Here is a 23,851-nt window from a genome sequence, read left to right on the forward strand (position 1 = left end):
ATAAGACCCATGGCCATTCTTCTTCTGGCTGATCACGACAATGCCCACCTCTCCGACCAGACCGCTAAGGCGTTGACGGCTGCCACAAAGATCGCCGGCGACATTCATATGCTGGTCGCCGGCGCAGGCGCCAAGGCTGCAGCGGAACAGGCGGCAAAGCTTGCCGGTGTCTCGAAGGTGCTGGTTGCCGAAGATGCAAGCCTTGCCAACAATCTGGCGGAACCGCTGGCGGCCCTGATCGTATCGCTTTCCGGCTCCTATGACGTGATCATCGGCGCGGCCACTTCGGTCGGCAAGAACGTGCTGCCGCGCGTTGCCGCCCTGCTCGATGTCGCCCAGGTCTCGGAAATCATCGAAGTGGTTTCCGCCGACACGTTCAAGCGGCCGATCTATGCCGGCAACGCCATCCAGACGGTGCAGTCGACCGACGCGAAGAAAGTCATCACCGTGCGCACAGCCTCGTTCGCCTCCGCCTCTGAAGGCGGCTCGGCCGCGATCGAGACGGTGTCTGCAGCTGCCAATCCCGGCCTTTCCACCTTCGTCGGCGATGCCTTGTCGACGTCTGATCGTCCGGAACTGACCTCTGCCAAGATCATCATCTCGGGTGGCCGTGCACTCGGCTCGGCGGAGAAGTTCAGGGAAGTCATCCTGCCGGTTGCCGACAAGCTCGGTGCCGCCGTCGGCGCCTCTCGCGCGGCCGTCGATGCCGGCTATGCGCCGAACGACTGGCAGGTCGGCCAGACGGGCAAGGTGGTCGCACCGCAGCTCTATATCGCCTGCGGCATTTCCGGCGCCATCCAGCATCTGGCCGGCATGAAGGATTCGAAGGTCATCGTCGCCATCAACAAGGACGAGGAAGCCCCGATCTTCCAGATCGCCGACTACGGCCTCGTCGCCGACCTCTTCGAAGCGCTGCCGGAATTGCAAAAGGCGCTCTGATCGCGCCGATAGAGTTTCTCGCAGTTGCGAGAGACTGGAAAATCGTCTTTTATAGGTCTATCAATCTTTGCCGGGCTAGAAATGGCCCGGCAAATTTGAATTAAAAGCATAGCGCATCGCCAGGAGCGCGCCGGGGAGTTGGCAATGAGTTCGCTGAAGACGATCGGTATTATCGGCGCGGGCCAGATGGGCTGCGGCATTGCCCATGTGTCCGCCATGGCCGGCTACAAGGTCCATATCTACGATCTCTCGCAGGATCGCATCGAAAGCGGCCTTGCCACCATCAACGGCAATCTCGCCCGCCAGGTCGCATCCGGCAAGACAACCGACGAAGAGCGCAAGGCAGCGCTCTCCCGCATCACCGGCTCGGCCGATCTCAACGATCTCGCCCAGGTCGATCTCGCCATCGAGGCGGCGACGGAAGACGAAAGCGTCAAGCGCAAGATCTATGCGCAGGTATGTCCGGTGCTGAAACCCGAAGCGCTGCTCGCAACGAACACCTCGTCGCTCTCCATCACCCGCCTTGCCTCCGCAACCGACCGTCCCGAACGCTTCATGGGCATCCACTTCATGAACCCGGTTCCGGTCATGAAGCTCGTGGAGCTGGTACGCGGCATCGCGACCGAAGAATCGACTTTCTCCGCTGCCAAGGACTACGTCTCCTCGCTGGAAAAGACGATCACCGTCGCCGAAGACTTCCCCGCCTTCATCGTCAACCGCATCCTGCTGCCGATGATCAACGAGGCGATCTACACGCTCTATGAAGGTGTGGGCACCGTCGATGCCATCGACACCGCCATGCGGCTCGGTGCGAACCACCCGATGGGGCCTCTGCAGCTTGCCGATTTCATCGGCCTCGACACCTGCCTCTCGATCATGCAGGTGCTGCATGACGGGCTCGCCGATTCCAAGTATCGTCCCTGCCCGCTGCTGGTGAAATATGTCGAAGCCGGCTGGCTCGGCCGCAAATCGGGCCGCGGCTTCTACGACTATCGCGGGGAAACGCCGGTTCCGACGCGGTAAGATACCCTCGCCCCATTGGGGAGAGGGTCGCGCGACAGCGCGGGGTGAGGGGGCGTTACCGGCAAACGGTACTGTTTACCCAGCAACGCGCTTGCTATGACACACCCCCTCATCCGCCCTGCCGGGCACCTTCTCCCCCAGGGGAGAAGGAGAAAATCAAATACCCGCCGCAGCCTTCACCAGGTTCTTGGCATCCTCGCTATCCCAAGCCGCCGGTCCGTTCATGGCCGACAGCAGGCAGCCCTTGTCGTCGATGAGCAGCGTCACCGGCAAACCAAAGGCAAGGCCCTGCTTCTTCAGCACGTTGAACACGCCCATAGTGTTGTCCCGGTAATAGCCGAGCTTGTCGATCGCATATTCTGTGCGGAAGGCCTTGGTCTTTTCGTCGTCGCCCGTATCGATATTGACGGCAACCACTTCGAACTTGTCGCTGCCGGCGCTCTTCTCGAGCGCGTTCAGTGCCGGCATTTCCTCGCGGCACGGCACGCACCATGTCGCCCAGACATTCAAGAGCACGGTCTTGCCGGCGAAACTGCCGATCGACAGCGGCTGTCCCTCTGCCCCCTTGAAGGAAACACCCTGAAGCGAGATCGGCGCCGGCGGCACGCTCATGGCGGCGACCTGGCCCTTGGTGAAAGGCGTCAGGGCAGCGGCGCGATCTCTGGCCGACCCGCATTGATCGGCCGAAGCCGTTTCACCAATGCCATTGCCATACCCCGCCTCCTTCACGTATACCGCTGCCGCACCGGCAATAACCCCGGCGACGGCAGCAAGCATAACGAGTTTCATGGACGGCAGACCGAACGGCTTCTTTGCTGTCATTTCATTCTCCAGGTGGGCATCTCATGACTGACGGCACGGACACCAAATCCTCCAACCAGATGTGGGGCGGGCGTTTCGCTTCCGGCCCCGCGGCAATCATGGAGGAGATAAATGCCTCGATCGATTTCGACAAGAAGCTGTTTGCTCAGGATATCCGCGGCTCAATCGCGCATGCGAGCATGCTCGCCAATCAAGGCATCATTTCAACCGAGGATAAAGACAAGATCGTTCACGGGTTGAACACGATCCTGTCAGAGATTGAAAGCGGCAATTTCGAGTTTTCGCGCCGCCTCGAAGACATCCATATGAATGTCGAGGCGCGGCTTGCGACCTTGATCGGCCCGGCCGCCGGCCGCCTGCACACCGCCCGCTCGCGCAACGATCAGGTGGCGCTTGATTTTCGCCTCTGGGTTAAGGAAGAGCTGCAGAAGTGCGAACAGGCGCTGACCGATCTGATCGCAGCTTTCCTTGATCGCGCCGAGGAACATGCCGAAACCGTCATGCCTGGTTTCACCCATCTGCAGACGGCACAGCCCGTCACTTTCGGTCATCATTGCATGGCCTATGTCGAAATGTTCGGCCGTGACCGCTCGCGCGTGCGCCACGCCATCGAACATATGGATGAATCGCCGATCGGCGCGGCTGCCCTTGCCGGCACGGGATTCCCGATCGACCGCCACATGACGGCCAAGGCGCTCGGCTTCCGCGAGCCAACCCGCAATTCGATCGATACCGTCTCCGACCGCGACTTTGCCCTTGAATTCCTGTCAATCGCAGCGATCGCCGGCATGCATCTGTCGCGGCTTGCCGAAGAGATCGTCATCTGGTCGACGCCGCAATTCGGCTTCGTGCGCCTCTCCGACGCCTTCTCCACCGGCTCTTCCATCATGCCGCAGAAGAAGAACCCGGATGCGGCCGAGCTGGTGCGCGCCAAGACCGGCCGCATCAACGGCTCGCTGGTGGCACTGCTGACGATCATGAAGGGCCTGCCGCTCGCCTATTCCAAGGACATGCAGGAAGACAAGGAACAGGTCTTCGATGCGGCCGAAAGCCTGGAACTGGCCATTGCCGCCATGACCGGCATGATGCGCGACATGACGATCAACACCGCCCGCATGAAGGCCGCCGCTGGCTCCGGCTATTCCACCGCCACCGATCTCGCCGACTGGCTGGTGCGCGAAGCAGGCCTGCCTTTCCGCGATGCCCACCACGTGACGGGCCGCGCCGTGGCGCTTGCCGAAAGCAAATCCTGCGAGCTGGCTGAGCTCTCGCTTGCGGACCTGCAAGCGATCCATCCGGATATCACCGACAAGATCTTCGATGTCCTGACGGTCGAAGCCTCGGTTGCCAGCCGCAAGAGTTTTGGCGGCACGGCGCCTTCGGAAGTGCGTAAACAGATCGCCTTCTGGCGCGCTCGCAACTGAGAAAATCGCCGAAAGTCGCAACCAACAATCAGGGTGCACAAGACCTGGAAACTTCGCTAAGAAGAGTGACTTCCGCGTTTGCCGCCCAAGAGGATTTCGATGCAGATCAACATGCCGCACATCATCCGCCTGACCGTCGTGCTTTCGGTCGTCGGCCTTGCCGTTGTCGGATGCGGCCGCAAAGGCCCTCTCGATCCGCCGAGTGCTCATGCGACCAAAGGCGGCGACGTCTCCAAGCCGACGAAGGAGCCGGGTACGGAGGACAAGAAGTTCTTCCTCGATCCGCTTCTCTGATTGGGCAACGACCGTGAATCATTTTGAGTATCGCGACGGCATTCTCCACGCCGAGGATGTTCCGGTTCCAGAGATCGCCAAGGCGGTCGGCACACCCTTCTACGTCTATTCGACGGCAACGCTGGAGCGCCATTATCGCGTCTTCGCGGCAGCCTTCGGCGATGTCGACGCCATGGTCTGCTACGCCATGAAGGCCAATTCCAACCAGGCGGTGCTGAAGACACTCGGCCGCCTCGGCGCCGGCGTCGATGTCGTCTCCGTCGGCGAACTGCGCCGCGCACTGGCTGCAGGCATTCCGGCAAACCGCATCATGTTCTCCGGCGTCGGCAAGACCGCGCAGGAAATGGATGTGGCGCTCGAAGCCGGCATCTACTGCTTCAATGTCGAATCCGAGCCGGAACTGGAAGTGCTGAACCAGCGCGCCGTCCGCGCCGGCAAGGTCGCTCCCGTTTCCTTCCGCATCAATCCCGATGTCGATGCCCGCACCCATGCGAAGATTTCGACGGGCAAGAAGGAAAACAAGTTCGGCATTTCCTGGCAGCGCGCCCGCGCCGTCTATGAACGCGCCGCCAGCCTGCCCGGGATCAAGGCTACCGGCATCGACATGCATATCGGCAGCCAGATTACCGAGCTGCAGCCGTTCGACGACGCCTTCAAGCTGCTGCGCGATCTCGTGGAGACCCTGCGTGGTGACGGTCACGACATCCATCACGTCGACATCGGCGGCGGCCTCGGCATCCCCTATCGCGACGACAACAATCCTCCGCCCCTGCCGGATGCCTATGCCGAGATCGTCAAGAACCAGCTGCGCGGCCTCAACTGCCGAATCGTCACCGAGCCCGGTCGCCTGATCGTCGGCAATGCGGGCATTCTCGTGACCGAAGTCATCTATGTGAAGGATGGCGGCGACAAGAGCTTCGTCATCGTCGATGGCGCCATGAACGACCTCATCCGTCCGACGCTCTATGAAGCCTATCACGAGATCCGCCCCGTTGTGACGAGTGCTGCCGATATCAAGCGCATCAAGGCCGATGTCGTCGGCCCGGTCTGCGAGACGGGCGACTATCTGGCACTCGACCGCGAGATGGCGCTGCCGAAGCCCGGTGATCTGCTGGCCGTCGGCTCAGCCGGTGCCTATGGCGCCGTGCAGGCCGGCACCTACAACAGCCGGCTTCTGGTTCCCGAAGTGCTGGTCAAGGGCAATGAATTCCACGTCATCCGCCCGCGCACAACCTACGAGGATTTGATCGGCCTGGATTCCATCCCGGCCTGGCTCGAAGGTTAATCGGCTTCATCGGCAATTTCGGGCAGGACCGCAAAAGCTGCTTTGCCCGATCACGTTTCGGCGAAGTGCGGTGAAAAAACAGCCTTTTGCGCCCGTTGCCCTCGTCTTCGCCACAAAGAATGTTATCTTTGATTGAATGGCGTCTCGCCGGGCGCCGCGTGCGCGAGTGTGTGGGACGCCGCCCCATCCCAACGGGCCACTAGAGCGGATGATTTTGGATCGAATCGATCGAAACTCTGAATCCGCTCTAGAATCAGGGAAGTAGAGCATGACGCCGTCCGAAAACCGCTTACACTTTTCGGCATCATGCTCTGGCCATCAACGTCAGATCGGGAGAAGACCGGACCGATGACCAGCCCCAGCAACCCTAAGAAGGGCGCTTTCGCCACCCGTCCGGCGCTGGCGCGCATGGTTGCGGTCAAGCGTCTCTTTGCGCAGCTGGTGCTCGCCAGCGAGCAGCTTCTGCCACGGCTGCTGTTGCCGGCATCCATTCTGGCTCTTTTCCTGTCCGTCGCCTGGTTCGGCATTTTCCGCATTGCGCCGGATGTCCTGCGCTTTCTGCTGCTTGCCGTTTTCGCGGTCGGCTTCGCCATCTCCCTCTATCCGCTGCGCCGCCTGCGCTGGCCGAACACCGTCGAGGCGGACCGGCTGCTGGAGGAGCGCAACGGTCTCGCCCACCAGCCTGTCACGGTGCAGGAAGAAGAGCCGGCGCTCGATAGCCCCTTTGCGCGCGCGCTCTGGCGCGAGCACCAGACGCGTATGGCCGAACGCATCGCCGCCTTGGATGCGGGCCTGCCGAGGCCGGATATCACCCGCTACGACCGCTTCGCATTGCGCGCAGTCCCGGCCTTGCTGCTGGTAACAGCCTTCAGCTTTTCCATGTCCAATAGTGGCGGCTCGCTCGGTGATGCCTTCACGGCATCAAGCTCGACATCGGGCAACCCGGATGTCCGTGTCGATGCCTGGGTTACCCCGCCCTATTACACCGGCGAAGCGCCCGTCTATCTGACGGGCAATGTCGACAATGCCGGCAATAGCCTGAACGTGCCGCAATTCTCCGAACTCACTGTGCGTGTTTCGGGTGCTGCGACGGATGAGAAAGTGCTGTTCCAGGCAGCTGGCGCCGAAAAGGGCGTCGAAATTCCCGAGCAAGCCGCTGACGCTGACAAGCAAGGCCCCGCTGGCGCAAAGCCTGCAACGCCTCCTGCCGTACCACCGGCAGCGAACGGCACCGGCAATATTCCGGCCGCGGACGGAATGGTTGCCCGCACCCATGTTCTCAAGCTTGAAAAGGGCGGCGAGCTGACCGTCAACGGCAAGTCCTGGTCCTTCAATGTGGTCGTCGACAAGCCGCCGGAGATCACCTTCGACGGCATTCCGCACGCGACGGCGAGCGGCGCATTGGAACTCGGCTTCAAGGTCAAGGATGACTACGGCGTCGAGGAAGCCCATGCCGAGATCGTGCCGGTGGAATCCGATCCGGCTGCCAAACCCCTATACGGCTTGCCCGAATACAAGCTGGAACTTCCGCGTCGCGACCGCCGCAATGGCAAGGGTCTGGCGAGCCACGATCTGACGCAGGATCCGCTTGCCGGCAAGCGCGTCCGCATCACCCTCGTCGCCAAGGACGGTGCCGGCCAGACCGGCCGCAGCTCTCCCTACGAGATGGTATTACCGTCACGCAATTTCAGCCAGCCGCTTGCCGCAGCCGTGGCCGAAGAACGCCAGGTCTTCGCGCTCGACACGCGGAAGATGCCGGAAGCGATCGAGCTCAACAAATCGCTGACCATACGGCCCGAAGAGACAATCCCCGATCTCGGCAATTATCTCGCCATCAAGTCCGCCCTGACTCGGATGAAGCTCGCGAGCAACGAGGCATCCCTGAAGGATACCGCCGATTATCTCTGGCAGATCGCGCTCGGCATGGAGGACGCACAGCTGACCGATGCGGAAAAGGCCTTGCGCGACGCCCAGCAGAAGCTTTCCGACGCCCTGCAGCGCAACGCCCCCGACGCCGAGATCAAGAAGCTGACCGACGAGCTGCGCAAGGCGATGGACGCCTATATGAAGGAGCTGGCCGAGCGCATGCGCAACATGCCGGCCCAGCCGAACCAGCGCTCCGCCAATATCCTGCGCCAGCAGGACCTGCAGCGCATGATGGATCAGATCGAGAATCTCGCCCGCTCCGGCAATCGCCAGGCCGCACAGCAGATGCTTTCCGAACTGCAGCAGCTCATGAACAGCCTGCAGGCCGGCAAGCCCCAGCCGGGGCAGCAGCAGAACCAGGCCAACGACAAGATGCGCGAGCAGATGGACAAGCTCGGCCGCATCATGCGCGACCAGCAAAAGCTGATGGATCAGACCTTCAAGCTCGATCAGGCCATGCGCGACCGCATGCAGCGCGGCGATTCCAACGAGGACGGCGATGGCTTGATGGATCAGCCCATGCCCGGCCTCAACGACCCGATGCGTCCGGATATGGGCCAGCGCAATCAGGGCCAGCAGGATCAGCAGCAAGGCCAGAACCAGCAGGATCAGAAGGGCAAGGACCCCACTGATGGCATGACGGCCGATCAGCTGCGCGACGCGCTGAAGCAGCTGCGACAGCAGCAGGAGGATCTCGGCAAGCAGCTCGGCGAACTGCAGAAAGACCTCGGCTCGCTCGGCATGAAGCCGAACCAGAATTACGGCAAGGCGCAGCAGGAAATGAAGGGCGCGTCCGGTCAGCTTGCCGAGGGCAATGGCGAAGGCGCCGTTCAGGGTCAGGGGCGCGCGCTGGATGCCCTGCGCAAGGGCACTCGCGAGATGATGAACCAGCTCATGGCCCAGATGCAGCAGGGTCAAGGTCAGGGGCAAGGTCAAGGCCAGATGCCGGGACAGATGGGCCAAGGCGGTCAAAACGGCCGCGACCCGCTCGGCCGGTCACGCAATGACGGCGGTTTCTCTGACAACCCCAACGACAACATGGTGCCAGACATCATCAACGCAGAGCGCGCCCGCCAAATCCTCGACGCCATTCGCGAGCGGCTGAGCAACAATCCATCGCTCAGCGAAGAACGGCGCTATCTGGAACGTTTGCTGAATCTGGGTCAGTAAGGCCGCTTTAAGCCTATTGCGATGACGAAAATGGAGCCAGCACGAGGCCTACCCGCGCTGGTCAACGGCCAATGTCAGGCAGCCAAGGCCCGGGCAACAGCCTTGCGGATGTCTGGCAGCGCGAAGGGCTTGGCAACGACGTCGACGATCTTTTCCATGAGGTCGTCGGCGCGCTCGCGCTGCTCGGCATAGCCGGTCATCAGCAGGATCTTCATGCCCGGGCAGGTTGAATGGGCCTGATGGGCAAGCTCGATGCCATCCATCACGGGCATGCGGATATCCGACAACAGGAGATCGTAGCCGCCCTCTTTCAGCTTTTCTAAGCCTTCCGCTCCGTCGGCCGCCTCTTCGGTCTCGTGACCGTCCAAGCGCAGCGCGCGGGCGACGAAGGTGCGAAGTGAATCTTCGTCTTCCGTGATCAGAATTTTTGCCATGGTCCGTGCTCCTGGTCCGTCATGTTCCGCGACCGAAATCACCAGAATTCCGTTTGCGATAGGTAAACGGCCGACAGGCGATCAAGCTCCGTGGTTAACGGTTCGTCATCGCCGGAGCAGAATGGGACAGGCGGACAAGCCGCCGGCATTAACTTAAGATCAGGCCTCGGCGTCGCCCGTGACGACACCGACGAAGGGCAGTTCGCGGAAGGCGTAGGCGACATCCATGCCGTAGCCGACAACGAAATAATCGGGGCATTCGAAGCCGACATAATCGGCTTCCAGCTCTTCCTGGCGCTTGACGCTCTTGTCGAGCAGGACGGCCAGCGTGACGTTGCGGGCGCCACGCTCGTAGAGCAGCTCCTTGGCGAAACGCAGCGTGCGGCCCGATTCCAGAATGTCGTCGATCAGCAGCACGTCGCGATCCCGAACGTCGCTGTCGATGTCCTTGACGATGCGCACGCCCTGCGATGTCGTGCCGGCGCCATAGCTCGAAAGCGTGATGAACTCGACCTCCGGGGCAAGCCCGGTCTCATGCAGCGCCCGCAGCAAATCGGCTGCGAAGATGAAGGAGCCCTTGAGGATGGCGATGACAAGGAGGTCCTTTGTCGGCCCGCTGGCAATTTCCTTGGCCAGGGCATGATTGCGCTCCGCGATCTGCTCGGCAGTGAAAAGCGGCTCGATATTCTTCCCGCGTACGACAGGCATTGATTGGCATGCTCCATGGCTGCGCGGCCCCTGGCCGCCGATCAAGCTCTACAGCGCCGCACGTCGTATACGACACGACGCGTCAAGGTCGCTGTAGCACTCTAAAGCAGTAGCCCGTAGCACACTCAGCGGCTTGGACACACCCCCTATGGCATGAAGGAAAGCAGGACATCCGGCGTTTTTCCACCAGGATGCTGTAATCTTGTGGAGAATCCGCGGCTTTCATGCGGTCCGAGGCGATCGACCGGCGTGTCAACGACGATGCTTCTGACCAGCTGACCACCGGCAAAAAGATCGGCGCGCACCTGCGGAACCGAAAGCGTGGCACCGCTGACATTCTCGATGATGCCGTTCAATCTCAAGACGGGTAGCCCGTTCTCATCCCTCGGCGTCAGTGTCACATGCGAGAACTGCAGCGGATCGGATGTCGCCTCGGCCGATGCGCCGGAGAGACCGAAAAAACCGCCCGAAAGGCCGAAGATCAAGATTGCAAGGCAGATGATGAGCGCCACGAAGCTGCGCCGCGATGCCTGCTGCAAGACTTCCTCAGTCACCCGCAGAACGGTGAGGATGCGCGAAAGTGTAGTCTTGCGCGCCACTGGCTGAGGTCTAGGTTGGTTACGCCCGCCATAGCGCATATTGACGCCCGATGCTGGCCGCCCGCGTGCGGCGGAAACGGTCACGAATTCGGCGTCGACAATATCGGGTTTCGGCATGACGTAATGCACCGGGCTCGACCCCGCTCCGCGTTCGGGCGGAATGAGGTCATAAATAAGCCCCGTCTGTTGTTGACGGTGGCGAAAAGCGCCCATGATGGCCTCCCGTTGCGGTGATCCACATGGTTTCGACGCCCGTTGCCAATCTGGGCATTGAAACGAATCCTGCCCAGTCGTAAATTTTCTTGGTTAATGCTTCGCAAAGATCGCCATGAATAGGGCGCCTTTCCAGAAAAATTTACCGGCTGTTAATGCCATTGGTTAACAAGTCGCCTGATTGAACCCTGCGGAAGACTGGACTGCCCGTTGATTCATTTTGAGAACGTCGGTTTGCGCTACGGCATGGGTCCGGAGATCCTCCGCGACCTGAGCTTCGACATACCGAGGAAATCGTTCCAGTTCCTGACCGGCCCTTCCGGCGCCGGCAAGACGACACTGCTGCGGCTGCTCTTCATGTCGCTGCAGCCGACGCGCGGGCTGATCCGCATGTTCGACCGGGAGATTTCCTCGATCCCGCGCAATGAGCTGCCGCTGCTGCGCCGCCGTGTCGGCATCGTCTTTCAGGATTTCCGGCTGCTCGAGCATTTGACGACCTATGAAAATGTCGCCCTGCCGCTCCGCGTGCGCGGCAAGGACGAAAGCTCCTACCGCACCGACGTCCTGGAACTGCTGAAATGGGTAGGCCTCGGCGAGCGCATCAATGTGCTGCCGCCGGTTCTCTCCGGTGGGGAAAAGCAGCGCGCCGCGATCGCCCGCGCCCTCATCGACCGCCCGGAAATCCTGCTTGCCGACGAACCGACGGGCAATGTCGACCCGCCGATGGCACGCCGCCTGCTCAATCTCTTTCTGGAACTCAACCGTCTCGGCACCGCCGTCGTCATTGCCACGCACGATCTCGCTTTGATGGACCAGATCGAGGCGAGGCGCATGATCCTATCGGGGGGGCATCTCGATATCTATGACTGATCCCCGCCCCCGCAGGACAGCCCCGACCACCGGAGCTCCGCAAGCACGGCAGGCGCCTGCAGCACCCGCAGAACGCAAACGCCCGGAAATGCGCGTGCGCCCGACGGGACCGATCGTGCCGTCCTCCAACATTCAGGGCAATGCGCTGATTGTCGTCATCGCCATCATGGCCTTTCTTGCCTGCCTGACGCTCGGTGCGGTCAGCATGGTGCGTTCGACGGCGGCAAGCTGGGAGAGCCAGATTTCCCGCGAGATCACCATCCAGATCAAGCCGGACGACAATCTCGACATGGAAAAGTCGCTCGCGAGCGCCCGCGACATCGCATTGAGCTTCGTCGGCACCAAATCAGGCCAGATCGTCGACGAGGCGGCGACCGCGCGCCTGCTCGAGCCGTGGCTCGGTGCCGGCCTCGATATCAAGGAACTGCCCGTCCCGCGCCTCGTCATCATCACGATCGACGAGACGCATCCGCCCGATTTCGAAGCGATGCGCAGCCTGCTCAAGGCACAGATCCCGCAGGCGACCCTGGACGACCATCGCACCTGGGTCGATCGGCTCGTGTCGATGGCGCACACCACCGTTCTCATCGGCACCGGCGTGCTGCTGCTCGTCTTCACCGCCATGGTGCTGACGGTGGTCTTCGCCACGCGCGGCGCATTGTCGGGCAATCGCCATATCGTCGAAGTCCTGCATTTCGTCGGCGCAGAAAGCACCTTCGTCGCCAATGAATTCCAGAAGCATTTCCTGAAGATCAGCCTCAAAGGCTCGGGAGCCGGCAGCGCGCTCGCCGCCCTCTTCTTCGCGACAGCCGGCCTTCTGCAGAGCCATACGATCGCGACACCGCAAACCGATCAGGCAACGGCATTGTTCGGGACTTTCTCCGTCGGCGCGCTCGGCTATGTCGGCATTCTCGCCACCATGATCATCATCGCGCTGCTGACGACGCTGACGGCGCGATTCACCGTCATGCGCACGATTTACGAGATCGATCTGGTCCGTTCCGATCCCGGGCGGACGGATAGCGTACCGAATTGACGCCTCAGCGATGTTTTTTTACCGTTTGCCAGCCCGTTCATTGCCGCAATTGGCGTATAATAGCGAATCATGAGCATGGATCTGACGACTCGCAAGTCCGTGAGTTTGCAGTCGCTGCGGGCCCGACCCCGCGGTGATAGACCCGTGCGCCGCAGCCTGTTCCGCCGTCTCTTGCGCTGGGGCGGCTTCGCTTTCATCTTCCTGGTAGCCATCGTTTTCGGCGGCTTCCTGCATTTCGCCGATTCGATCACCACCTTGAAACCGCCGCTCGACCCCAAGGCCGATGCCATCGTCGTGCTGACGGGCGGCTATCAGCGGATCGATCAGGCGGTGGAGCTGCTGCGCACCGGTGCCGGCAACCGCCTGCTGATCTCGGGCGCACATCCGACCACCACGCCAACGCAGATCCGGAAACTGACGCAGAGTTCCGCCAGCCTGTTCAGCTGCTGCGTCGACATCGGCTATGACGCGCTCGATACGATCGGCAATGCCCGCGAAGCGGCAAAGTGGATTCACGCCAGGGGCTACAAGAGCGTTCTCGTTGTCACGAACAACTACCATATGCCCCGCAGCCTCGCAGAATTGAAATACGTCGATCCCTCGACCGATTTCATTCCCTATCCGGTCGTCAACTCCGATCTGAAGACCAAGAACTGGTTCACGGACCCGAATGCGCTGCGCACGATGATCGCGGAATATGCCAAGGTGCTCCTTGCCGGCGCCCGCAACATCACGGGACTTGGACGTCCGACCGGCCTGCGTTCGCGTCAGCCGATCGAGGACGACGACTAAGGCCTGTCGCGCAAAACCGCGCACGCACCGACTTTTTATTGACGTCGTAATCGTGTAGGCAAACCTTTGGATGCCGGTGCAAGCCGGTGCATTGGAAAAGCCTCGATGATTATCCTGCGTTCGATCCTGTTCAACACGGCCTTCTATGCCAATCTGATCATTCGCATGATCGTGCTGGCGCCGATTTACTTCCTCATGCCGCGCAAGGCGGCCTATGCGATCCCCAAGGCATGGGCGAAATCCAGCACCTGGCTGATGGAGAAGATCGTCGGCACCACCTTCGAGATCGAGGGCTTGGAAAATATCCCCAAAGGCAGCTTCATCTTCGCGCCCAAGCATCAATCCTTCTGGGATACATTTGCGCTGCTGCCCTATCTCGACGATCCGGTCTATATCCTGAAGCGCGAGCTGATGTGGATCCCATTGTTCGGCTGGTATGCCGGGAAACAGCGCATGATCCCGGTGGATCGCGGCGCCCGCGGCAAGGTCATGTTCGATGTCCTGAAGCGCACGCGCGAAGAGCTCGCCACGGGTCGCCAGCTCATCATCTACCCCGAGGGCACGCGACGGCCGCCGGGCGCCGAGCCGGTCTACAAATACGGCATCGCCCGCATGTATCGCGACCTAGGCATCCCCGTCGTCGCCGTTGCCATGCATCCGGGCTTTTTCTGGCCGCGCCGCACCTTCCGCAAATATCCCGGCCATATCAAGGTGCGCATCCTGCCGCCGATCGAGCCCGGCATGGACCCGGATGCCTTTTTCGCGCGCCTGATCGAGGAGACGGAAAGAGCAAGCGACGAGCTGCTGGTCGAAACGATCGCCAACAACCCGAACCTGCCGGTTCCGCCGACGGCGGCGCAACGTCTCGCGGAAATCGCCAAGGCAAAACCCGTTACCGCCGCAGTCTGAGCGAACTCTCAACGCCAGGCGACAGGTTCAGGATGCCTTTCGCATCCGCTCCACTTCGCCGGCAACCTGTTCGAGCCAATGATCGCGGATGCCCATGTCGCGCAGATGCGTCAGCGTATTGAAGAGATAGGCGTCATTCGGGCCGGAACGCCCATTGGCAGCTTCCACCACGTGCGCGGCCTCGATTGCATCCAGCGAGCCGGCATATTGCCGGTGATTGCGATCGACGACATAGGCGACGGCGATCACGCGCCGCCCGTCGGCGAGCCGAATCGGCAAGTTCTTTTCCAGATAGACGTTGGTGACGAGTTCGCGCTCGCGCAGATAGGTTAGCACCTCATCCCAATCGGAGGCCGGAACCCGGAAGGCCATGCCCCGGCAGGAGCCGCCACGATCGAGCCCGAGGACGAGGCCGGGGTTTTCTTCCGTGCCGCGATGGACCCAGGAACGGACGCAGAGTGAGCGACGATAGCCAAAAATCAGGGCCTCGGCCCGCTCGTCATAACCAAAGCCCGGATTCCACATGAGGGATCCGTAGCCAAACACCCAAAATTCGTCCATATCCAACGCCAAATCACTGTGAAGCTTCAGTCCAACCATTGGAGAACAACATGGCAGCGTCAAGCCAGAGCGTAACGACCGGTCGAGGCAAGCGTCTGTGGCTCATCCTTTTTGGGCTTGTGGTGGTTCTAGCCGGTCTTTACACTGGCGGTTGGTACTATGCGACCAGTTTCGTCAGGACCAATGTCCTGAAGGCGCTCGGCCAGCAGAACAGCGCCGGCATTGCCGGCAAATGCGAGAACATGGCCTTCAACGGCTTCCCCTTCTCCATAGGCCTGACCTGCGACACGGTGACGGTCGACAACCCGACGCGCGGCGTCTCCACCAATTTCGACAGGCTCAGCGCCTCCGCACCGGTCTTCCAACCCAACCATGTGAGCTGGAGCCTGAAATCCCCCGCGGAGTTGCGCACGACGGAAGGCCTGACCGTATCGGCCGAATGGGCCGATCTGCAATCGAACCTTATCGCCAAGGGCCGCGGCGTCGCTCAGACTCAGACTGTCATCGAAGGGCTGAAGGCCGGCATCGTCTCCTCCGTCACCGGCCAGAGCCTTAATGTCACCGCTGCCCACACGGAGATGCACGCCAATCAGAATGGCAGCGATCTGGATTTCGCGATCGGCGTCGAAAATGCCAATGCCGTCATCAAAGACTTCCCGCAGACATTGCCCACCGCATCGACCAGCGCCAAGGTGACGCTGTCCGGCAAGGCCGGCCTGCTCGATGGCAGCGACCGGGAGGGGCTTCGCGGCTCGGCAGGCATGCTGCATCAGGCCGTCATCGATATCGGCGATGGCCGCATCATGACGCTTTCCGGACCTTTCAACTTTGACGATGAGGGTTTTCTGTCCGGGCAGTTCAAGCTGGAGATCAATCAGATCGGGCCCTGGGGCGATAGCCTGACCACGACGCTTCCCGCCGCCAAGAACATCATCAAGACGGCGACGAAGATGCTGAAGGCGCTGGCCAATGGCGCGGATAAGGTCTCCGTCGATCTCACCGCCGATCGAGGTCGCCTCTCACTCAGCGGCTTCATCCCGCTCGGAAAGATCCCGCCGATCTGAAGCCTATCCTCTGCGGGCGTCGGAGATATCCTTCACAAAGAATATCTCCGGGGTCGGCTGGACGATACGGAGGTCGATGCTGCCAGCTGGCTTGAAGCCGTTGCGGCGGTGCCAGGCCTGTGGCTCGGCTTGCGCCCATTCGCTCGATGTCATCAGATGCTTGGCGCCCTCGTCGATCATGGCGCTTTCCCAGGCGTGGAACAGAGCAGTTCCGAGACCCTCGCGCCGGTGTAGCGGCAGCACGCGGATCATATCCATATAGGGTATCTTGCCCCAAAAGCGGCTGAAGCGCAGGAAGCCGAGGAGTTTGCCATCCCGCTCGGCCACAAAATATTCACCGAACGCAATGCAGCGCCCAATCCAGTCTTCACTGGCGTCATCATGCTCAAGGAGCCAGGACAAATCTTCGGAACGCGCGCGCCTGACGATCATAAGCGCCCCTCCGTCGTATAGGGATGCCTATTCCTTCACATCCAGCGCATGACGGCCGAAGTCCGGCACGTCGACGTCCTGGCCGGCTTCGACGATTGAACGGCGGATGGCGCGGGTGCGGGTGAAAAGTTCGAAGATCTTGTCGCCGTCGCCCCAGCGGATGGCACGCTGCAGCGATGCCAGATCCTCGGAGAAGCGCGACAGCATCTCCAGAATGGCATCGCGATTGTGCAGGCAGACGTCGCGCCACATGGTCGGATCGGACGCGGCGAGGCGCGTGAAGTCACGGAAGCCGGAGGCGGAATATTTGATGACTTCCGATTCGGTCACCGTCTCCAGATCGTCGGCGGTCCCGACAATGTTATAGGCGATCAGATGCGGCAGATGCGAGACGATCGCCAGCACCTTGTCGTGATGCTCCGGATCCATCTCGTCGACACGGGAGCCCAAGGTTTCCCAGAAGGTGCGCAGCGTCTTGATCGCGGTCTCGTCCGTGCCCGGAACTGGCGTGAAGATGCACCAGCGCCCCTTGAACAGCCCAGGAAAACCGGCATCCGGACCGGATTTCTCCGTACCTGCGAGCGGATGGCCCGGAATGAAATACACGTTGGACGGCATATGCGGCTGCATCTGCGCAATAACCGACGCCTTGGTCGAACCGACATCCGTGACGATGGCGCCCGGCTTCAGATGCGCCGCGATTTCTTTGGCGACGCTCTCGGAGGCGCCCACAGGCACGGAAACGATAACGAGATCGGCGCCTTTCACTGCTTCGGCCGACGACGGCGTATAGCGGTCGCCGAGCTTCAGCTCCTCAGCACGCTTCAGCGTCTCGGCGCTGCGTGTCGAGATCACCACTTCCTTTGCGATACCGAGGCGCTTGATGTCGTGGGCGATGGAGGAGCCGATCAGGCCGATGCCGATCAACGCAATGCGATCGAACTGGATGTTGCTCATGCCTTGCGTCCCATAAACTCGGTCAGAGCGTCGATGACGCCGAGATTGGCCTCTTCGGTACCGATGCTCAGGCGCAGCGAATTCGGGAAGCCGTAGGCGCGCACAGCGCGCAGGATATAGCCGCGGCTCGTCAGGAAATCATCGGCCTCGGCCGCACGCTTGCCGTCGCTATCGGGGAAATGGATCAGGACGAAATTCGCAACCGACGGCGTCACCCTGAGGCCCAGGGCTTCGAGCGCAGCCGTCATCTTCTCGATCCAGAGCGTGTTGTGTGCCACAGCCTTTTCCGTAAAGGCCAGATCGCGAATGGCAGCCGCTCCGGCGGCAATGGCGGCGCTGTTCAGATTGAACGGAGCACGCACGCGGTTGATCGCATCGATGATATCGACAGGCCCGTACATCCAGCCGATACGAAGGGCTGCCAGGCCATAGACCTTGGAGAAGGTACGGGTCATGACGACATTCTGGTTCGCCGAAACGAGCTCAAGGCCGGCTTCGTAATCGTTGCGGCGAACATATTCGGCATAGGCCGCGTCGAGCACGAGAATGACATGCTTCGGGAGGCTCGCCTGCAGGCGACGGATCTCGCTGACCGGCACATAGGTTCCAGTCGGATTGCCGGGATTGGCGATGAAGACCATCTTGGTCTTCTCCGTGACTGCCGCGAGGATCGCGTCGACATCGACGGTGCAATCCTTCTCCTTAACGGTGACCGGCGTCGCGCCGGCGGCCATGATCTGGATCTTGTAAACCAGGAAGCCGTGTTCGGTGATGATGCCTTCGTCACCGGTGCCGAGATAGGTGTGGCAGAGCAGGCCAAGCAACTCGTCCGAGCCGGCGCCGCAGAGGATATTGGCCACATTCAGCCCATGCACATCGGCGATCGCCTGGCGCAATTCCTTGGCCTGTCCGTCCGGATAGCGCTCGAGATTGCCGGCAGCGCCCCGGAAGGCTTCGATGGCCTTGGGGCTGGCGCCAAGCGGCGTCTCGTTCGAGGAGAGCTTGAACACGCGCGCAACGCCCGGCGCATGCTCCTTGCCCGGCACATAGGCCGCGATATCGAGGATGCCGGGACGCGGGACGGGCTTGCTCATTTCCATGCTCATGGGATCGACCTTGGGAAGCGCCGGAAAATTCCGGTTTATGACACCCCGTCGCATTAATGCGGATTGACAAATTTGTCGAGTGTCGGCGCTACGACGAAAGCGTCACGCGCCATCGCGCGTCGTCGGTATGCCACGCGGTGCCAGCACCGGCACGAAGACGCGGCGCGAGGCACGAACGGCAACGGGCAGGCCCTGATAAAGCCGTTTCTGCGCCTCGACGATGATGACGCCGGAAAACGCCGGCCACAGGGTGCGGCCAACCCGCTCGAATGCGCGGCGCAGCCGCAGCACCGTGCGCAGCTTCGAGGGCGGAAAGAACAGCGCTTCGGCGGTCGCGCCGGGCGTGAAGTTTGTTTCGCGCAGCAGCGACGTCAGCTGGCCGCGCGAATAGGGCCGGCCGGAGCCGAACGGCGTATGCTCCATGCGCGCCCACACGCCGGTTCGGTTCGGCACGACAATAACAAGCCGGCCGCCGGGCGCCAGAACGCGCCAAAGCTCTTTCAGCGTCTCGCGCGGGCTTTCAGCGAACTCCAGAGAATGCACCATCAGCACGCGGTCGATCGAACTGTCGGGCAGCGGCAATTCCTCATCGAAGATCAATGCTGTCGTCGAGGCCGACCCCATAGGCCAGTTCACCGCGCCCTGCCCCGCCGGCATGAAGGCGAAAGTGCGTTCGGTATCGGCACGAAAACGATCGAGATAGGGCACGGCATAGCCAAGGCCGACGAGCCGCTCCTCCGGCATACGTGCCCAGATGGAAGAAAGCGCCATGGCAATCGACTGCTCCGCCAAGCGACCAAGCTCGGAATGATAAAACTGGCGGAGATCGACAATATCGGTATGCATCGAAACAAATGTTATCAGCCGAACGTTGGACTTCAAGGCCGAACGGCTTACATTCTCTACTCACGGAAAAGATGAGGACGATTTCGATCATGAAACCATTGGAATTAGAGATTTTTATCTGCCGTTCCGACAATTACGGCGTCTTGGTCCATGATCCCGAAACCGGATTGACGGCATCGATCGACGCTCCGGAAGCAGATGCGATCCTGAAGGCCGCTGATCGTCGTGGCTGGACCATCAGCCATATCCTGACCACGCATCACCATACCGATCACGTCGAGGGCAACCTGGCGCTGAAGGAGCAGTTCGGCTGCGAGATCATCGGCCCGATCAACGAGGCCGTCGCCATTCCGGGCCTCGATCGCGCCGTCGCTGATGGGGATACGTTCGAGTTCGCCGGCCATACGGTCAATGTCATCGAAACGCCCGGGCATACCGCCGGCCATGTCTGCTATCATTTTGCCGACGACAAGCTGCTCTTTGCTGCCGATACGCTGTTTGCGCTCGGCTGCGGCCGCCTGTTCGAACGGCCGGCAGCGGATATGTGGGCCTCGCTGCAGAAGCTCGCCGTGCTGCCGGATGAAACAGCCGTCTATTTCGGCCATGAATATACGCTCTCCAACGCCCGCTTCGCACTGACCATCGATCCCGACAATGAGCGGCTGAAGGCGCGCGCCGCCGATATCGAGGCATTGAGAGCGGAGGGTAAGTTCACCATCCCGACGACATTGGCGCTTGAGAAGGAAACGAACCCGTTCCTGCGCGCCGCCGATCCGGCAATCCGCCGCCATCTGCTGATGGAAAGCCGCAGCAACGAAGAAGTCTTCGCCGAGATCCGCAAGCGCAAGGACAATTTCTGATGCAGGCAAAAGAGATCATCGAAACGCTTTCCATGCAGCGGCATCCGGAAGGCGGCTGGTACGTGCAGACGTTTCGCGACGAGAACGGCGGCACGAGAGGCCACTCCACCGCCATCTACTATCTGCTGGAGGCGGGCGAGCGCTCGCACTGGCATCGGGTGCACGACGCCGCCGAGGTCTGGCACTACTATGCCGGCGCCCCCCTCGCTTTGCATCGCTCGGCCGACGGCAAGGCGAGTGAAAAACTCGTTCTCGGCATGGATCTGGCAAAGGGCGAGCGCCCGCAGGCGATCATTCCGGCCAACTGGTGGCAGTCGGCCGAAAGCCTCGGGCAATTCACGCTCGTCGGCTGCACGGTCGCACCCGGCTTCGAATTTTCGAGCTTCGAGATGGCGCCACCTGACTGGAAGCCGGCCTCAGACTGACCCTTTTCTACCTTTCATTGACATCACGCAGGATGCGGCCAGACAGCGCGCAGCGACGGTCTTGAAAAAGCGACGCGCTGTGTCAGCTTTACACGGGGAAAGTGAAAATTGATTCATCCGGAGGAGGTTTTTTCGTGCGTTTGTTGTTTCCTTTGCTCGTCGCAGCAGGCTGCGTCATGAGCGCCCCTGTCTTTGCCCTTGATGCTCCGGCCTCGCCGCCGGCCGACAAGCCACTGAAGAACTTCGTGACCGCGGTAGAGAAGGATGGGTCTATCACCTTCCGCCTCTATGCGCCGGCGGCAAAAGCGGTTTCGGTCACTTTGGGCTCGCGCGATCCCCTCGCCATGCAACGCAGCGACGATGGCACATGGAGCGCGAAGACGGAGGTGCTGAAGCCGAACCTCTACGAATATTACTTCAACGTCGACGGCTTCCGCAGCATCGACACCGGCACCAATGCGCCGAAGCCGCAACGGCAGGTCAATACCAGCCTGATCCTAGTGCCCGGCAGCATTCTTGATATCCGCAACGTGCCGCATGGCGACCTGCGGCTGGTGACCCTGCATTCCAAGGCGCTCGATTCGGAACGGCAGATGTATGTCTACACGCCGCCCGGCTACACCGATTCCTCCAAGCCGCTGCCGGTGCTCTACCTCTATCACGGCTTCGGCGATACCGTGGGGTCCTGGGTGCTCCAGGGCCGCGCGCCGCAGATCCTCGACAATCTCCTTGCCGAAAAGAAGATCGAGCCGATGATCGTCGTCATTCCGGATACGGAAACCGACGTGCCGAATGCGATCGCCGAAAACTTCCCCGCCGCCGATCGTCGCGCGAATTTCTATCCGGCCAATGCCGAGGCAGCCGATCGCGAGCTGACGGAAGACCTTATCCCCTACATGAAGAAGCATTATCGGGTGCGAAACGAGGCGAGCGGCCGCGCCGTTGCCGGCTTGTCGCAGGGCGGCTATCAGGCTCTCGTATCCGGCCTTTCACATCTGGATACCTTCGGCTGGGTCGCAACCTTCAGCGGCGTCAGCACGACGACCGTCCCGAACAAGACAGTCGATGCCGTGCTGAACGAACCGGAAAAGATCAACAAGGCGCTGCATAATTTCACAGTGACCGTCGGCAGCAAGGATCAGATCGTCGGCAAGGACGTAGCCGGCTTGAAGGCGACACTCGACGCCAAGAAGATCAAGCACGAATACCATGAATACCCCGACCTCCAGCATGAGATGGATGTCTGGCGGCCGTCGCTCGCGGCCTTCCTGGAAAAAGTCTTCAAGAAATAAACGGCAGCGAGGGCGGCGGAGCTATTCCGCCGCTTCCGCCTGCGTCCGCACGACATCATCCCGGCGCAGGATCATGCGATGGGCGGCCAGCACCGCACCTCCCGTCACGAGCAGGCAAGCAAGCGCAATGCCCCAGCTCGGCTCGGCAAAACCGAACAACGTCAGGATCAGCGTCGAGAGCAGCGGTGCGGCATAGCTTGCCGCGCCGAGGATCTGGATATCGCCGTTCTTGACGCCATAATCCCAGGCATAGAAGGCGGCTCCGACCGGAAAAAGGCCAAGGCCGAGAACGGCGATCCACTGGGAGATGCTCTCCGGCCAGATCGTCTCCTCCAGGCCAAGGTGGCAGAAAAAGGAGAGAATCGACGTGACCAGACAGAAGATGGTGACGACATCTGTAGAAACGGCCTCGAAGCGGCGCGTTATCAAGGAATAGCCCGACCAGGTGAAGGCACAGAGAAACGCCGCGCCATAGCCGACGGCATAGGCGCCTTCGAAATGAAAGCCGTTGCGGCCGACGATCAGAACCGTGCCCGCAAGCCCCATCAGTGCGCCGACAATATGATACCAGCGCAGCCGCTCACCTGGCAGCAATGCGGAGCCGACGACGATCAGCAATGGCCAGAGATAGGCAATCAGGCCCGCCTCCACCGCCGGCGCGTGACGCAATGCCGTGAAATAGAGAAAGTGGTAGCCGAACAAGCCGGCAATACCTGTGATCCAGACCTTGGCCGGCTGGCGCAGCAGCTGCAACCGCTCGGGCCTCAACAGAAGAACGATGATGCCCGGAATGCTGCCGATCGCAAAGCAGACGGCGAGCAGCTGGAAGGGTGGCATCTTGCCGGAGGCAACGGTCAAAAGCGCCAGAAACGACCACATCAGAATGGCTGAAAAGCCTGTCAACGTCGCGCGAAATTTCATCCCTGCCCCCAGCTTATCGCCGCGGACGTCCCCAGCCCGCCAAAGCAATTCCACGAAAATGTACAGCAATTTTCGTGAATTGCGTAGAAACAACGGCGAGAATCGTCAAGCGTTTCCGTGAAACAGCAGCCGGTCTAGCTGCCGTATTTTACGGCCGTAATCGTCACCGTTCCGTATTGCGTCGGGATGCGGACGTAGACCGGGGCATAGACATTCATCGTATCCGCCTTGGCGAACCAGATCTCCATATTGTCGCTCTTGGCGAGGTAAAGATAATCCTTGCGGGTGCTCTTGTAGCCGCTCTTCGGCGTGAAGCGCACGCCACAGGCAATGGTCTTGCCCTTGAAGCCATCGGTCGAGAAAGGATGCGATCCCTTTGGCGACAGCTTCAGATCCATGCGCATCTCGCCATCGAAGACGGCCAGCGTCTGGTTGCAGAGGTTCAGGCTGGGCGTGATCGGGAAGATCATGCCCGATATCGGATCGAGCACGGACTTCAAGTCGCTTTCCGTGATGGGGACCCAGGTGTCCGGACGCTTCGGCTCGGGCGTGATCGTATTCGACGTCACATTGCCGTTGGTATAGGCGACATCATAGGTGCGCTCTTTCTTCCCGCTCTTGTAGAAGAGCGTGTAGTGGGTCGCCTGCAGCTTACTGTCGTTGACGACCCCAGTCACATCGGTCTTCGCATCGATCGAGGTAACGAGATCCGCAAGGCCTGCCGAGGTGATATCGCCGCGAATGGTGAACTGTTTGCCCGTGACCTCGGTCTTGAAATCCGCCCTGGCGATCGGCAGGCCGGCCAGCGAAACGCGATAGCGCGTTTCATGCCGCAGCACGTCGGCCAGTGCCATCGACGGCATTGACGCGACGATCGCTGAAATAAGAAGCCACTTCCGAATTTGAACCATGATCAGGGCCTTCAACGAGGATCAGGCAAGTT

General features: G+C 61.1%; 25 protein-coding genes. 14 read left to right on the forward strand and 11 right to left on the reverse strand.

From position 1 onward, the window contains the following. Positions 1-9: 9 nt before the first annotated feature. Both FBZ99_RS28720 and FBZ99_RS28725 read left to right on the forward strand, forming a co-directional pair. Entirely contained in the window at positions 10-939 is a 930-nt protein-coding gene (locus FBZ99_RS28720; RefSeq protein WP_145636282.1) for an electron transfer flavoprotein subunit alpha/FixB family protein, read from the forward strand. 144 nt (positions 940-1,083) lie between these two features. After that, positions 1,084-1,962 (forward strand): 3-hydroxybutyryl-CoA dehydrogenase, encoded by an 879-nt coding sequence (locus tag FBZ99_RS28725; RefSeq protein WP_113231607.1) that lies wholly within the window; start codon positions 1,084-1,086, stop codon positions 1,960-1,962. Between the two features lie 156 nt (positions 1,963-2,118). Here the strand turns inward: FBZ99_RS28725 and tlpA are convergent, their stop codons facing one another. Continuing rightward, positions 2,119-2,784, reverse strand: coding sequence for a thiol:disulfide interchange protein TlpA (gene tlpA / locus FBZ99_RS28730; RefSeq protein ID WP_145636284.1), 666 nt, complete (start codon positions 2,782-2,784; stop codon positions 2,119-2,121). Between the two features lie 23 nt (positions 2,785-2,807). Between tlpA and argH the strand changes: the two genes are divergently transcribed. From argH to FBZ99_RS28750, 4 genes are all read left to right on the forward strand, one after another. Continuing rightward, on the forward strand, positions 2,808-4,208 hold the full coding sequence (gene argH, locus FBZ99_RS28735; RefSeq protein ID WP_145636286.1) for an argininosuccinate lyase: 1,401 nt from the start codon (positions 2,808-2,810) through the stop codon (positions 4,206-4,208). Between the two features lie 99 nt (positions 4,209-4,307). Further along, entirely contained in the window at positions 4,308-4,502 is a 195-nt protein-coding gene (gene lptM, locus FBZ99_RS28740) for an LPS translocon maturation chaperone LptM (RefSeq protein WP_015341316.1), read from the forward strand. 13 nt (positions 4,503-4,515) lie between these two features. Further along, complete coding sequence (gene lysA / locus FBZ99_RS28745; RefSeq protein ID WP_145636288.1) at positions 4,516-5,787, forward strand: diaminopimelate decarboxylase; 1,272 nt, start codon at positions 4,516-4,518, stop codon at positions 5,785-5,787. Between the two features lie 348 nt (positions 5,788-6,135). Further along, the gene (locus FBZ99_RS28750) at positions 6,136-8,883 is read left to right on the forward strand and encodes a TIGR02302 family protein (RefSeq protein ID WP_145636290.1); all 2,748 of its coding nucleotides are present in this window, start codon (positions 6,136-6,138) and stop codon (positions 8,881-8,883) included. Positions 8,884-8,957: 74 nt separating this feature from the next. Here FBZ99_RS28750 and FBZ99_RS28755 read toward each other — a convergent pair whose 3' ends face one another. The 3 genes from FBZ99_RS28755 to FBZ99_RS28765 form a co-directional block, all read right to left on the reverse strand. Next, complete coding sequence (locus FBZ99_RS28755; protein WP_113332370.1) at positions 8,958-9,317, reverse strand: response regulator; 360 nt, start codon at positions 9,315-9,317, stop codon at positions 8,958-8,960. Between the two features lie 159 nt (positions 9,318-9,476). After that, on the reverse strand, positions 9,477-10,025 hold the full coding sequence (hpt, locus tag FBZ99_RS28760; protein ID WP_095435999.1) for a hypoxanthine phosphoribosyltransferase: 549 nt from the start codon (positions 10,023-10,025) through the stop codon (positions 9,477-9,479). A 146-nt stretch (positions 10,026-10,171) separates the two neighbouring features. Beyond that, positions 10,172-10,837 carry a hypothetical protein gene (locus FBZ99_RS28765; RefSeq protein ID WP_145636292.1) on the reverse strand — a complete coding sequence of 222 codons (666 nt, stop codon included), beginning with the start codon at positions 10,835-10,837 and terminating at the stop codon, positions 10,172-10,174. 210 nt (positions 10,838-11,047) lie between these two features. Here FBZ99_RS28765 and ftsE point away from each other — a divergent pair, with 210 nt between their 5' ends. From ftsE to FBZ99_RS28785, 4 genes are all read left to right on the forward strand, one after another. Next, on the forward strand, positions 11,048-11,707 hold the full coding sequence (gene ftsE / locus FBZ99_RS28770; protein ID WP_015341323.1) for a cell division ATP-binding protein FtsE: 660 nt from the start codon (positions 11,048-11,050) through the stop codon (positions 11,705-11,707). An 88-nt stretch (positions 11,708-11,795) separates the two neighbouring features. Continuing rightward, positions 11,796-12,743, forward strand: coding sequence for a cell division protein FtsX (locus FBZ99_RS28775; RefSeq protein ID WP_113421393.1), 948 nt, complete (start codon positions 11,796-11,798; stop codon positions 12,741-12,743). A gap of 69 nt (positions 12,744-12,812) precedes the next feature. Further along, the gene (locus tag FBZ99_RS28780) at positions 12,813-13,535 is read left to right on the forward strand and encodes a YdcF family protein (protein WP_173002584.1); all 723 of its coding nucleotides are present in this window, start codon (positions 12,813-12,815) and stop codon (positions 13,533-13,535) included. 105 nt (positions 13,536-13,640) lie between these two features. After that, positions 13,641-14,444, forward strand: a complete 804-nt coding sequence (locus FBZ99_RS28785) for a lysophospholipid acyltransferase family protein (RefSeq protein WP_145636295.1) — start codon at positions 13,641-13,643, stop codon at positions 14,442-14,444. A 27-nt stretch (positions 14,445-14,471) separates the two neighbouring features. On the opposite strand, the gene FBZ99_RS28790 is transcribed toward FBZ99_RS28785, so the two are convergent. Continuing rightward, positions 14,472-15,044: a gamma-glutamylcyclotransferase gene (locus FBZ99_RS28790; protein WP_113354222.1), complete on the reverse strand. Its 573-nt coding sequence runs from the start codon at positions 15,042-15,044 to the stop codon at positions 14,472-14,474. A gap of 11 nt (positions 15,045-15,055) precedes the next feature. Here FBZ99_RS28790 and FBZ99_RS28795 point away from each other — a divergent pair, with 11 nt between their 5' ends. Further along, positions 15,056-16,069 carry a DUF2125 domain-containing protein gene (locus tag FBZ99_RS28795; RefSeq protein ID WP_145636297.1) on the forward strand — a complete coding sequence of 338 codons (1,014 nt, stop codon included), beginning with the start codon at positions 15,056-15,058 and terminating at the stop codon, positions 16,067-16,069. A 3-nt stretch (positions 16,070-16,072) separates the two neighbouring features. Here FBZ99_RS28795 and FBZ99_RS28800 read toward each other — a convergent pair whose 3' ends face one another. From FBZ99_RS28800 to FBZ99_RS28815, 4 genes are all read right to left on the reverse strand, one after another. Then, positions 16,073-16,501 carry a GNAT family N-acetyltransferase gene (locus FBZ99_RS28800; protein WP_145636299.1) on the reverse strand — a complete coding sequence of 143 codons (429 nt, stop codon included), beginning with the start codon at positions 16,499-16,501 and terminating at the stop codon, positions 16,073-16,075. 27 nt (positions 16,502-16,528) lie between these two features. Further along, positions 16,529-17,458 (reverse strand): prephenate/arogenate dehydrogenase family protein, encoded by a 930-nt coding sequence (locus FBZ99_RS28805; RefSeq protein WP_145636301.1) that lies wholly within the window; start codon positions 17,456-17,458, stop codon positions 16,529-16,531. Next, positions 17,455-18,564 carry a histidinol-phosphate transaminase gene (gene hisC, locus FBZ99_RS28810; RefSeq protein WP_145636303.1) on the reverse strand — a complete coding sequence of 370 codons (1,110 nt, stop codon included), beginning with the start codon at positions 18,562-18,564 and terminating at the stop codon, positions 17,455-17,457. Before hisC ends, FBZ99_RS28805 begins: the two co-directional genes overlap by 4 nt. A 102-nt stretch (positions 18,565-18,666) precedes the next feature. After that, positions 18,667-19,446, reverse strand: coding sequence for a class I SAM-dependent methyltransferase (locus FBZ99_RS28815; protein WP_145636305.1), 780 nt, complete (start codon positions 19,444-19,446; stop codon positions 18,667-18,669). A gap of 53 nt (positions 19,447-19,499) precedes the next feature. Between FBZ99_RS28815 and gloB the strand changes: the two genes are divergently transcribed. The 3 genes from gloB (at position 19,500) to FBZ99_RS28830 (ending at position 21,987) form a co-directional block, all read left to right on the forward strand. After that, on the forward strand, positions 19,500-20,270 hold the full coding sequence (gene gloB, locus FBZ99_RS28820) for a hydroxyacylglutathione hydrolase (protein WP_113421404.1): 771 nt from the start codon (positions 19,500-19,502) through the stop codon (positions 20,268-20,270). Beyond that, positions 20,270-20,695, forward strand: coding sequence for a cupin domain-containing protein (locus FBZ99_RS28825; protein ID WP_113333931.1), 426 nt, complete (start codon positions 20,270-20,272; stop codon positions 20,693-20,695). The genes gloB and FBZ99_RS28825 overlap by 1 nt, the downstream gene beginning before the upstream one ends. 134 nt (positions 20,696-20,829) lie before the next feature. Then, positions 20,830-21,987: an esterase gene (locus FBZ99_RS28830; RefSeq protein ID WP_113421386.1), complete on the forward strand. Its 1,158-nt coding sequence runs from the start codon at positions 20,830-20,832 to the stop codon at positions 21,985-21,987. A gap of 21 nt (positions 21,988-22,008) precedes the next feature. Here the strand turns inward: FBZ99_RS28830 and yddG are convergent, their stop codons facing one another. Next, positions 22,009-22,908, reverse strand: coding sequence for an aromatic amino acid exporter YddG (gene yddG / locus FBZ99_RS28835; RefSeq protein WP_113421385.1), 900 nt, complete (start codon positions 22,906-22,908; stop codon positions 22,009-22,011). 134 nt (positions 22,909-23,042) lie between these two features. Continuing rightward, positions 23,043-23,819, reverse strand: coding sequence for a DUF3108 domain-containing protein (locus tag FBZ99_RS28840; RefSeq protein ID WP_112336429.1), 777 nt, complete (start codon positions 23,817-23,819; stop codon positions 23,043-23,045). Positions 23,820-23,851 lie beyond the last annotated feature (32 nt).

The organism is Rhizobium sp. ERR 1071, assembly GCF_007828675.1.
Classification (GTDB): domain Bacteria; phylum Pseudomonadota; class Alphaproteobacteria; order Rhizobiales; family Rhizobiaceae; genus Rhizobium; species Rhizobium dioscoreae.

Bases quoted from the DNA above. Each gene is read 5' to 3' on its own strand.
- FBZ99_RS28720 (WP_145636282.1), top strand. From the start codon at position 10: ATGGCCATTCTTCTTCTGGCTGATCACGACAATGCCCACCTCTCCGAC.
- FBZ99_RS28725 (WP_113231607.1), top strand. From the start codon at position 1,084: ATGAGTTCGCTGAAGACGATCGGTATTATCGGCGCGGGCCAGATGGGC.
- tlpA (WP_145636284.1), bottom strand. From the start codon at position 2,784: ATGACAGCAAAGAAGCCGTTCGGTCTGCCGTCCATGAAACTCGTTATG.
- argH (WP_145636286.1), top strand. From the start codon at position 2,808: ATGACTGACGGCACGGACACCAAATCCTCCAACCAGATGTGGGGCGGG.
- lptM (WP_015341316.1), top strand. From the start codon at position 4,308: ATGCAGATCAACATGCCGCACATCATCCGCCTGACCGTCGTGCTTTCG.
- FBZ99_RS28750 (WP_145636290.1), top strand. From the start codon at position 6,136: ATGACCAGCCCCAGCAACCCTAAGAAGGGCGCTTTCGCCACCCGTCCG.
- FBZ99_RS28755 (WP_113332370.1), bottom strand. From the start codon at position 9,317: ATGGCAAAAATTCTGATCACGGAAGACGAAGATTCACTTCGCACCTTC.
- hpt (WP_095435999.1), bottom strand. From the start codon at position 10,025: ATGCCTGTCGTACGCGGGAAGAATATCGAGCCGCTTTTCACTGCCGAG.
- FBZ99_RS28765 (WP_145636292.1), bottom strand. From the start codon at position 10,837: ATGGGCGCTTTTCGCCACCGTCAACAACAGACGGGGCTTATTTATGAC.
- FBZ99_RS28775 (WP_113421393.1), top strand. From the start codon at position 11,796: ATGCGCGTGCGCCCGACGGGACCGATCGTGCCGTCCTCCAACATTCAG.
- FBZ99_RS28780 (WP_173002584.1), top strand. From the start codon at position 12,813: ATGAGCATGGATCTGACGACTCGCAAGTCCGTGAGTTTGCAGTCGCTG.
- FBZ99_RS28785 (WP_145636295.1), top strand. From the start codon at position 13,641: ATGATTATCCTGCGTTCGATCCTGTTCAACACGGCCTTCTATGCCAAT.
- FBZ99_RS28790 (WP_113354222.1), bottom strand. From the start codon at position 15,044: ATGGTTGGACTGAAGCTTCACAGTGATTTGGCGTTGGATATGGACGAA.
- FBZ99_RS28795 (WP_145636297.1), top strand. From the start codon at position 15,056: ATGGCAGCGTCAAGCCAGAGCGTAACGACCGGTCGAGGCAAGCGTCTG.
- FBZ99_RS28800 (WP_145636299.1), bottom strand. From the start codon at position 16,501: ATGATCGTCAGGCGCGCGCGTTCCGAAGATTTGTCCTGGCTCCTTGAG.
- FBZ99_RS28805 (WP_145636301.1), bottom strand. From the start codon at position 17,458: ATGAGCAACATCCAGTTCGATCGCATTGCGTTGATCGGCATCGGCCTG.
- hisC (WP_145636303.1), bottom strand. From the start codon at position 18,564: ATGAGCATGGAAATGAGCAAGCCCGTCCCGCGTCCCGGCATCCTCGAT.
- gloB (WP_113421404.1), top strand. From the start codon at position 19,500: ATGAAACCATTGGAATTAGAGATTTTTATCTGCCGTTCCGACAATTAC.
- FBZ99_RS28825 (WP_113333931.1), top strand. From the start codon at position 20,270: ATGCAGGCAAAAGAGATCATCGAAACGCTTTCCATGCAGCGGCATCCG.
- yddG (WP_113421385.1), bottom strand. From the start codon at position 22,908: ATGAAATTTCGCGCGACGTTGACAGGCTTTTCAGCCATTCTGATGTGG.
- FBZ99_RS28840 (WP_112336429.1), bottom strand. From the start codon at position 23,819: ATGGTTCAAATTCGGAAGTGGCTTCTTATTTCAGCGATCGTCGCGTCA.